The 8,794-nt window shown below is 68.5% G+C and carries 11 protein-coding genes; 2 read left to right on the top strand and 9 right to left on the bottom strand.

The genetic code is table 11. From position 1 onward, the window contains the following. Together J1M40_RS00925 and J1M40_RS00920 are read right to left on the bottom strand one after the other, a co-directional pair. The coding region (locus J1M40_RS00925; protein WP_152744053.1) for a transposase at positions 1 to 157 on the bottom strand (157 nt) is incomplete at its 3' end. Next, on the bottom strand, positions 111 to 965 hold the full coding sequence (locus J1M40_RS00920) for a hypothetical protein (RefSeq protein WP_206450372.1): 855 nt from the start codon (positions 963 to 965) through the stop codon (positions 111 to 113). The genes J1M40_RS00920 and J1M40_RS00925, both read right to left, overlap by 47 nt. 911 nt (positions 966 to 1,876) lie before the next feature. Here J1M40_RS00920 and J1M40_RS12835 point away from each other — a divergent pair. After that, positions 1,877 to 2,005: a hypothetical protein gene (locus J1M40_RS12835; protein ID WP_274607960.1), complete on the top strand. Its 129-nt coding sequence runs from the start codon at positions 1,877 to 1,879 to the stop codon at positions 2,003 to 2,005. Positions 2,006 to 3,799: 1,794 nt separating this feature from the next. Here J1M40_RS12835 and J1M40_RS00915 read toward each other — a convergent pair. The 6 genes from J1M40_RS00915 to J1M40_RS00890 all read right to left on the bottom strand — a co-directional run bounded on the left by J1M40_RS00915 (position 3,800) and on the right by J1M40_RS00890 (position 8,129). Beyond that, the gene (locus J1M40_RS00915) at positions 3,800 to 4,618 is read right to left on the bottom strand and encodes a hypothetical protein (protein ID WP_206450371.1); all 819 of its coding nucleotides are present in this window, start codon (positions 4,616 to 4,618) and stop codon (positions 3,800 to 3,802) included. Between the two features lie 20 nt (positions 4,619 to 4,638). Continuing rightward, on the bottom strand, positions 4,639 to 5,589 hold the full coding sequence (locus J1M40_RS00910; protein ID WP_206450370.1) for a hypothetical protein: 951 nt from the start codon (positions 5,587 to 5,589) through the stop codon (positions 4,639 to 4,641). Between the two features lie 23 nt (positions 5,590 to 5,612). Then, positions 5,613 to 5,858, bottom strand: coding sequence for a hypothetical protein (locus J1M40_RS00905; protein WP_206450369.1), 246 nt, complete (start codon positions 5,856 to 5,858; stop codon positions 5,613 to 5,615). A 333-nt stretch (positions 5,859 to 6,191) separates the two neighbouring features. Continuing rightward, positions 6,192 to 6,335 carry a hypothetical protein gene (locus J1M40_RS00900; RefSeq protein ID WP_206450368.1) on the bottom strand — a complete coding sequence of 48 codons (144 nt, stop codon included), beginning with the start codon at positions 6,333 to 6,335 and terminating at the stop codon, positions 6,192 to 6,194. A gap of 422 nt (positions 6,336 to 6,757) precedes the next feature. Further along, complete coding sequence (locus J1M40_RS00895) at positions 6,758 to 7,876, bottom strand: AAA family ATPase (RefSeq protein ID WP_206450367.1); 1,119 nt, start codon at positions 7,874 to 7,876, stop codon at positions 6,758 to 6,760. Further along, positions 7,857 to 8,129, bottom strand: coding sequence for a hypothetical protein (locus J1M40_RS00890; protein ID WP_206450366.1), 273 nt, complete (start codon positions 8,127 to 8,129; stop codon positions 7,857 to 7,859). Before J1M40_RS00890 ends, J1M40_RS00895 begins: the two co-directional genes overlap by 20 nt. 17 nt (positions 8,130 to 8,146) lie before the next feature. Here J1M40_RS00890 and J1M40_RS00885 point away from each other — a divergent pair, with 17 nt between their 5' ends. Then, positions 8,147 to 8,326 (top strand): hypothetical protein, encoded by a 180-nt coding sequence (locus tag J1M40_RS00885; protein WP_206450365.1) that lies wholly within the window; start codon positions 8,147 to 8,149, stop codon positions 8,324 to 8,326. 107 nt (positions 8,327 to 8,433) lie between these two features. Here the strand turns inward: J1M40_RS00885 and J1M40_RS00880 are convergent. Beyond that, positions 8,434 to 8,794, bottom strand: a 361-nt coding sequence (locus J1M40_RS00880; protein WP_206450364.1) for a hypothetical protein, incomplete at its 5' end; no start/stop codon positions are given.

Genomic DNA, 8,794 nt, shown 5'->3' with positions numbered 1-8,794 from the left:
CGCCGTACTGGTTCCGCCACCGGTAGTACGTCTGCTCGGACACCCCGAGCTCCCGGCACACCGCCGCGACGTCCTGACCATCGGCGAGCATCCTGTCGGCCTGCCCGAGCTTACGGACGACCTGCTCCGGGGTGTGACGCTTCCTGCTGTTCGTCATGATCTGACCAGTCTCCCTGCCCGCGACCGCGGGCAACAGGACGACTCTCATAACGACTGGACCTACGAAACGGGGTCAGCCCATCTCTCTCTCGTGGGTTGTCATCAATTGCGGACCCGGGCTCGTCGGCGTGCGGAAGAGACGCCAGGTTAGCTCTCCGAATGTCCTCAAGGCGTTTGGCCTCCAACCGCCTAAGTTCCTGATCGGCGCGGCGGGACAGGTCCTCCATCGCGCGCTGAACTTCCGCGAGACGGATGCTGTCTTCGAGGATGGCGTACTCCGTCGTGCGTGGGTCGTATCTGTGCAGGTAGAACCGCCCGCCCTCTTCGCCGTCAATCCGTGCCGCCTGCCGTGAGCCGATGGTGAAGTGGATCATGATCCTCCCGGGGGTCATCAGCCGTCGATCAAGGCGTTCGTCAAAGTGCTCGATTCCGTTACGGACCTGTGAACGGTTCAGAACGCTGCTCTTAGACATGCCCAGCATCGTGCAGAGTTCGCGCCCGCGGTTCTTGGTGAACTTCTTGCGGGCCCTGAACTCATCCTCGGTTTCGTAGTCGTTCTGTCGGCGAGGTATGGGCCACAGGATCTTACTGATCATGGCCGCCGCGTTCGCAGCAGTGCCGGCATAGCGGAACACATCTTCGACGGTATACAGCTCGTTCGTTGCAGCGCGCCGAGCATTCCTCGCCGCAGTGGTACCGACCTTGCAGTGTTGCTGGAGCTCTTCCAGGAAGATGATGGCAGCGAATTCGTCAAACGGGGGCACGGGAGGGGACTCGGAAGGCTCATCGTCGACGGGTGGTTGCATCACCTGATCCTGTCAGAGTGATAGACCGGAGGGAAGCCCGCCCAGAGGGGCGACTTTCTGGGCGCAGCCCCTTCCAGCCCCGGGGTGTGCCCGGGAGCCGTCAGCTGGCGGTCAGCCCCGGTCGTTGTGGGGCATCTGCGGGTTTCTTGGGCTTAGGCGACGGCCCTTACCGGCCGGCTTCCCACGACGGTTCAGCCATCCTCTACTGCCTGGAGGCCGTAATACTCCTGCGGGATCAGCATCGCCGGGAGGGTGGGCGTCCCTGCTGCGGTGCAACAAGGCGTAGGCGTCGAACCGGTCGTAGGACGCCCAGGGCTCGAACGGGGCCGTGTGCGGCCCGTAGGCGCACAGGCTCTCCCGGGGGGCGGGGCTGATGGTCAGCGGCTCCCACCGGGCCCCCGTCTGGTCCACGGGGATGGGCGGGCAGTGGGTGGCCTGATCACGTCCCGGGCTATCTCGCCCTGGGCGACGGCGAGCGCGGCGCGCACATCAGTCAGGGTGGCGAACGTGCCCAGACTGAACATGTTCCCGCGTGGAATGCCCGCATGCGGTCCTTGCCGCCGGGGTTCAGGGTGATATCGGTGGTGAGCTTGGTGGCCTTGCGAGGAGGAACGGGGTGACCGTCCCTCTTTAGTCAGTCAGTAGTCAGTGACCGTGCTACTTCCTGTACTTCTCTGTCACCTTGTGCACCCCTGGCCCACCCGCCGAAATCCGCCCAGACATGCGGAAAGCCCCGGATTCCTGGGGAATCCGGGGCTGACCAGCGGAGACGGGGGGAATATCCTCCGAACCGCATGATCTAGCGAATTTTGGACGGTCAGCGCACGGCCTGACTACTTGGTGACAGAAAGGCCCCGGCGCGGTTGCAGCCGCCCGGGGCATGGACACCACGTGAGTTAGGACGTGACGCCGTGAACCAGCCTACCCGCACCCTCCCCCAGCTTCTCCAGCCCGTCGCCCGCGCCGCCACATCGGTAGCGCTCACGGTGGCGGGCTTCTTTGCGCTGTTCGCGCCTTCCCTCATCACCGGCCCCATGTGAGCCACCGGCCCCTACACGCGGGGCCGCGTCCTGTCCACCGTCGCAACGCCGGTGTGCGGCACGAGGTCACAGCGTGAACCTCCAGCGTCTACAGCCCTCTGTGCTGCCAATCATGAGGGCGCGGTGACACCCCTCCCGAATCGTCCGAACCGCCGGGCGAGGGAACGCCAGTCGACGGCGTATCCCAGGGCCATAACAACAGACGCCCCGAAACACGGGGGGTCTAGTTGCCGTGGGCGAATGTCGCAGAGCTGGGGCGGAGGGCGGCGGGTCGACTGGAGTGAGGGACCGGGAGACCTGGGCCCGTAGGGCTCCGCTAGCCCCGTAGGGGCCTGGCAACCACCTACCTAGTCCAGCCCTGGCAGTAGAACACCACCCGCACCCCCGGAAACACGAAAAGGCCCCGACCCCCCGCGATGGGAGGGCCGGGGCCATTGTTTCTGTTCACGCTGTGGACAACTCACGCCCACGCCGTCAGGCTGCGCTAGGTTGTCCTCAGCGCCGCCCGCCGCATCCCCCCTCCGCTGGCCCGGCGGCGTCAGGTGCCCCCGGTCAATCCCGTTTCAAGGCCGGGGGCACCGTCATCCCTCGGGGCCACCACCACGGCCTAGACCGGCCTCCAGACGCTCCCTGAGACACGTCTCGCACCACAGGTCGCCAGGCTGCGCTAGGTCGCCCCCAGCGCCGCCCGCACCTCGGGGTCACGCATCCAAGCCGTGAACGCGGCACGGTCCCATTCCCGCCGGAGCGTCACCCCGGCCACGCGCAGCCGGTACGGGACACCGCCCGCGCTCCAGACGCGCACCGGCCCGTGGGAGGTTGTGAATGAGCATTGCGTGAGCCGGTTCGGATCGGTCGCAGCGGGCATCACCGGGGCCACGAGGTCACGCCGGGCGAGCCTGCGCCTACTCACTGCGGACCACCCAACCCAACGCGAGCATCCCCGCCGGGGTGAGGCCCAGCTGTGCCCCTAGGTGGCGCATCTCCTGCGCCTGCCAGGCGGACGCGGTACCCCCATAGACCGCCGTCGCATGGACGATGTACGCGGCCACGGCGGCGATGAATGAGTCATCCCACTGCGTAGCCTGCGGCGACTGCCACAGGTTCTTCCACAGGGCGCGCTCCTCACGGGACCAGTCCCGCATCTTCGGCAGGGCCGGGACGGGCAGATCGCAGCCCTCAGCGGGCAGCTCAGTGAGGTTTGAACGCGTTCCCGTGGCCCTTCTGCGGGATCGCGGTTTGGTCGGATTTGGCATAGGTCCGGGCATTCCGGCACCTCCTTGTGTCGATTCGGATGAGGCCATCTGCGTAGCCCGCACCTGGCGGACCCCACCGACGGCCAGGAGTGCACCCTTGCTGGCCCCCTCCCGGTGGGGGGGTCGCGGTGTCACTCGAACAGGTGTGCGCGTCGTCCGCCTGCCGCGTTGTTGCAGCGCGCGTGTGATGGTCCGAGGTACTGCGTGCGGTCGTGGTCGTCGTGGTCCAGGTGCCAGGGCTCGCCGGGTGTGATGGGTGCGCCGCATCTCTGGCAGCACAGCCCGCCGCGTTGGACTCGTGCATCCCATTCGGCGCGGGCTCGCTGGTGTGCGGTCCCGTACCCGCGTTCGGTCGTGGTGCCTCGGGCTCGGTCGTACTCCCGGTTGTGCTCGGGGCAGTACCGGCCCACGGCCACACGTGGACAGTTCGGTCTCGGGCAGATGCGTTTGGCTCGTGCCATGTGTGCAGCTCCAGTGGTTGACCACGGCGGCGGCCCGACCCGTGAGGGCCAGGCCGCCGCGTGTGGTGCGTGCGTGGTCAGTCGTCGTCCACCACGTTGTAGTTCAGGGCACGGGTGACGCGGGCCTCCCGGTCGCGCAGCTCGGCAGTGGTGGCGAGCTGGAACGTGAATCCGGGGTGCTTGCCTCGGGCAATGTCGAGGATGGCCCGGTCGGTCTGGCCCTTCTCGATCAGCGTCAGCAGCTCCCGGGCTGACATGGTGGTGCCCAGCCGGTCGGCGTTCTTCGGCTTGTGCGTGAGACGGGTACGCAGCTCGGTCACGGTCTCGGGGACATGCACGATGCCCAGCAGCTCGTTCCATCGGGCGAGTCGTCCCGTCAGGTGCACGCCCGCGTGGATGCCCGCGTAGGCGGACAGCTGGGCCAGGCACTCACGGGCGGTGGCGTAGGCGGCTCCGGCGTCTGCTTCCACGACGGCGGCAAGGTTGAACGGGTCCGGCCCGGCGGGCAGCTTCTTAGCGGCGCTGGTCAGGGCCTTGGTGACGCGCTGGAATGTGGGGGTCAGGTCGCGGGCGGCGGCGTCCGTCCAGTCGTCCTGGTGGGCGGCGTCGATCTGTGGGCCGACCTTGCCCAGTGCGGCCCGCAGTCGTTCCCCGGCGAGGGCGCGGGTCATGGCTTCGAGGGCGTCAGTGTGCCAGGCGTCCAGGTCCTCGGCTTCGTATCCGGCGTGAAGCAGTCGCGCGGCTTCGGCGTCCGGGGTCGGCGTCTGGTTGAGCGCGTGGCGCAGCTCGGCCCCATGCTGGGGCGGCTCCATTTCGGCGGCCTGGTAGGCGGCGCGGATGAACTCGGGGTGGTTGAGCGGGGTGACGATGGGGCGGCGGTAAATGGTGGTGCTCATGGTGTGTCCTCCTTGGACGCTCAGTTGGTGGTGGGCAGCGGGAGGCCGTAGAACTCGGCGGATCGAATGCTGATGGTCTCGGCCTCCAGGGCTGCGGCCACGTCCTCGGCGGTTGCCTCGTGGACGGGCACCCAGTGGTGGAGTCCGGCGAGGATGCCTTCCGGTCCGGGGCCAGCGTCGGGCGCGGTGTCGGGGACGGTCTGCCCGGTGTAGCTGTCCCGCCACTGGATGACCCTGTAATGCAGGAACGGGGAACCGGGCACGTCGGGGTAGGTGACGACGCGCTCCACGTTCTCGCCCGCCTTGAACTCGGCCAGCGCGGCCAGGCGTGCGGCCTCGTTCTCGGCGTGCCGTTCAGCGGCGGTGGGCACGTACTTGTCTAGGGTGGCGTCGTCTCCGTTGATGCTGGTCTGGGCCGTGTCCTGCATGTTCTCGGCCCATTCATCGGCGTAGGTGAACGTCAGCCGGTCCAGGACGCGGCGGTGGTGCGTGTCGAAGTCGGCCCCGCTGGGGGCGCGGTAGTTCGCCAGGCCGGCGGGCAGTTCCTGCCCCAGTGCCACGGCAGCCTCGTGCAGCAGGGACCGGATGGACTCTGAGCGGCGCGCAATGGACAGGTAGCGGGCTGTGGCGACCATGACCGGGTCGGCCTCCAGTGCGGCGATGAGGGCTTCCTGTGCCGTCTTCAGGTCGGCCCTGTTCTCCTCGGCCAGTCGTTCAATCCCGCCCGCGTTGAGCAGGTGGTGCGCGAACGCCCGGCGGCGGTCCTGGATGCGCTGGGCCTCGGCATCGCTCCGTCGCTGGAGTTCATCGCGTGCGGCCTCGGCCTCGGACAGTGCGGCCTCCACCTTCTTCTGTGCTGCGGTGCGCGCCTTCTGGGCTGCGTCGTTCACGGATGCGTGGGCCTGGTCGGCGGTCTGGGCAAGCTTGGTCAGCTGCTCAGTGGTCATCTCAGAGATGGGGTTCGTGGTCATGGTGCGTGTCCTTCCTTGGACGGTCAGTTGTGGTGCTCGGGGCGGGGGTTGATGGTGATTGAGTCGAGGGCGTCGGCGAGGTCGTGCGCCAGGCGGTACGCGGCTTCGGGGGTGAGCATTTGGCGGGGTTTGCCCATGCTGAAGATGCCCACGCCGTCGTGTTGCACGCCGTGTTCGTCGGTGAGTTCGACGCGCTCGGCGCGGATGGTCTGACTGATTTCGTTGTTGTGCGCCCACATGTGGGGGCGGGTGACGAATCGGGCGGTCATCGGTGGTCCTCGGGTGTGGTGGTGGGCGGTGTGCCGTCCGCGTCGGTCATGGGGGGATGGTTCGGGCGGGGCGCGCGTGGCCCCTTCCCGGCGGGATGTCGGCGCATGGCGTCCAGCACGTCGGCGCGTCGGTCGCGTCCGCCTCGTGCGAGGGCTACGAACCGGCGTAGCTGGGCATCGGTGTATGTGGGGCGGGCTCTCATGCGCGCTCCTGGGATCGGTTGAGGGCGTGGCGGATGCTTTGGCACTCGTTCCGCAGGTACGCGATTTCAGCGGCTGCACGTTCCAGTGCGGTGGTGGCGGCGTGTTTCGGTGTGGGCCGGGAGAGAGTGCTCACGGGTGCGGCTCCTTCTTCAGCTCGGCTAGTTCGGCTTCGGCTTTCTCGGCGCGGAGTCGGTGGCGTTCGGCGCGGTCCATGTGAAAGCGGAGCATTTGGCGCAGGTTGTCGGCCTCGGTGGGGCGTTCGGTTGTGGTCATCGGTTGCGCTCCTATCGCTGCTGGGGGCGAGGTCGGGCAGGGTCGCCGGGGTTGTGGTGATGGTGCTCATCTGTCCTCCCTGGGGACGACGACGGCCCCCGACCGTGAGGGGGTCGAGGGCCGTCTAGGGGGCCGGTTCGGACGGTTCGTCCGGTCCGTCCGGTTAGACCGGACTGGTCCGGTCGGAATCGGACGACGGAGCGCAGGTTGTCCATCTCGGATGCACGGGTGGTGGTCATCGGTGGTGTCCTCCTCGGGACGGCGACGGCCCCGGCGCGTGGTGCGCTCGGGGCCGTCTGTGGTGTGTCGGCGGTGAGTGGTTCCCAGTGGTTCCCGGTGGTTCGGAACTAGTGGGAACTGGTTCCCATGAGTGGTTCCCGGTCCCACTCTTTAGAGTGGGAACCGGAACCACCGGGGGACCATCAGGCGGGGATGTGATGCAGGGTCGAGCGGTTCGGCCCTGGCGAGGTCGTCAGCTCTCCCGCTTCGATCAGCTCCCGGACGATGGCCGTTGTCTCTTGCTTCCGACCGGCCACGCCCGCACAGATGCTGTTCAGGCTCGGCGGCTTCGGACAGTCACGGACCCATGCCAGGACGGACGCGCGCCGCTCATCGTCGAGCTGCTGGCGCGCTTGCTCGGGGTCCAGCTCGCGTGCGGGCGGCTCCAGGGTGTAGACGATCCGCGCCGGGTCGGTCGAGTCGATCACGGCCACGGCCACGGCCTGGGTGCGGTCGGACTTGCGCCAGGACCCGCCGTGACCACGGATACGTCCCGGGCGGTCCTTGCCCACCCGCACGGCCAGCCGTCCGCACATCCCGACTCCGAGCGGGGCCAGCGGCTCCACGATGAACGCGGCACCGTCCAGCGCGGACAGCTTCGACTGCGCACCGATGGCGAACCGGCCTCGGCCCTCGGCAGACTTGGTGACGTGGTCCACGAGCACCACCGCCGCCCCGGTGGATCGTGCGAGCGCACGCGGCACGCGCCGAATCCACCCGGTCACCTCGTCGTTGTCGATGCTTGCCACACCGGACACGCTCAGCGCCTCCGTGACACCGTCCAGGACGGCCAGCTCGTACCGGGTCGCCTTGACGGCTGACCAGGCGCTCGCCTCCAGGTACGGCCCGTTGACGGGGTCCGTCTGGGGCTGCACGTAGTCGAGGTGGTTAGCGAGCTCGGACGGGTCGGCCCCCATCTTCACGAGCCGGTCCACCACGGTTGCCGGGTCCGATTCGTAGTCGATGAACAACACGCGCCCGCCCGCCGCGATGGTCTCCACGACGACGGCGAGCATCAACATGGACTTCCCGGACTCGGACTCTCCCGCGACGCTGTGAACGTGTCCGGGGTACAGCAGGTGTACGCCGTCCGTGCGCGCCATCAGGCGGGCCTGAGCGGGCTTGATCGTGCCGTTGAGGTACCCGGCCAGGTCCAGCGGCTTCCAGGTCGCCACAGGGGCATCTGCGGCCTCCGCGCCATCTGCCGGCCATGCGTAGGCGGCGGCGTCGGCTCCGTTGAGGTCATGCGGCGTGGCGGTCAAGGTCGGTCGCCTCCTTTCCTCCGGCGCGGGCCTGGGCGTGCCAGGCGTGGAAGTGGGTCACGGATCGGGCGTGCGCGGCTTCGGCCCCGTCCCAGCCGGGGAACCACCGGGCTACCGAATCCCGCACGGCAGGATGGGCCGCACCCTGGGCCAGCCCCTCGGCCAGCCCGTCCGCGTGCCCTTGGGCGTACGCGGCGGCATACAGGGCGCGGTCCGCTTCGATCCGCTCGGCCACACTCTCGGCGGCGTTCATGCGCTCATCCCCCATCCGTGGGTCTCCGGCACCAGTCGGCACAGCACAACCTCGGCCCGGTGGCCGCGTGCAACGGCGCGATCAGCGGCGCGCTGGGCGGGCTGGGCTTGGAGGAAGACGCGGCGACGGTGGCGGGGTTCGGGGTCGTCTGGCACTATCACCACGAGAACGAAAACGCCCGCGACAAGATCCGATGAATCCGGTAAAATAGGAGACAGATTCGGGTCCGTGGTAGGTGCTGAATCGGTGTGGTTGGACGCCGCTCCCAGGGCGAGGGGGCGGCGTTCTTCCATGTTCGGGATGTTCACGCGGCCCCCTCCCGACGTTCACGGTCCGCCGCGATGTGAGCGCGAGCAGCGGCCCGGCGTCGAGCGCAGACGGCCCGCTGGTAGTCCTCGTGGGCACGGCGCGTGAACGTGGGCGTGCGGTCCCTCCCGACGTTGCCCGCTTCACTCATGTGCTCCACGGCGACGAGGAATCGGGCTGGGTGCGGAGTCAGGTCGTCGGCCAGGCGCTCCGGCAGCGTGGCGACGGCCACGGCGCGGTGCTTGGTCGCCAGCCGGACCAGCAGGTCGGCATCACGCCGGGAGAGGCCCAGATCGTGCCGGTAGTACTGGGCGACCTCACGGAGCAGCGTGATGCGCTTCTCTGCGGTGGGGGTGGGC

The organism is Micrococcus sp. KRD026, assembly GCF_017168445.1.
GTDB classification, from domain to species: domain Bacteria; phylum Actinomycetota; class Actinomycetes; order Actinomycetales; family Micrococcaceae; genus Micrococcus; species Micrococcus luteus.
Note: the sequence above shows the minus strand (reverse complement) of the source record. Positions and strands in the feature narration are given on the sequence as shown.

What these genes read in the sequence shown, in the direction of transcription:
- J1M40_RS00920 (WP_206450372.1), bottom strand. Translation starts at nt 965, where the DNA reads ATGCAACCACCCGTCGACGATGAGCCTTCCGAGTCCCCTCCCGTGCCC.
- J1M40_RS00915 (WP_206450371.1), bottom strand. Translation starts at nt 4,618, where the DNA reads ATGAGCACCACCATTTACCGCCGCCCCATCGTCACCCCGCTCAACCAC.
- J1M40_RS00910 (WP_206450370.1), bottom strand. Translation starts at nt 5,589, where the DNA reads ATGACCACGAACCCCATCTCTGAGATGACCACTGAGCAGCTGACCAAG.
- J1M40_RS00905 (WP_206450369.1), bottom strand. Translation starts at nt 5,858, where the DNA reads ATGACCGCCCGATTCGTCACCCGCCCCCACATGTGGGCGCACAACAAC.
- J1M40_RS00900 (WP_206450368.1), bottom strand. Translation starts at nt 6,335, where the DNA reads ATGACCACAACCGAACGCCCCACCGAGGCCGACAACCTGCGCCAAATG.
- J1M40_RS00890 (WP_206450366.1), bottom strand. Translation starts at nt 8,129, where the DNA reads ATGAACGCCGCCGAGAGTGTGGCCGAGCGGATCGAAGCGGACCGCGCC.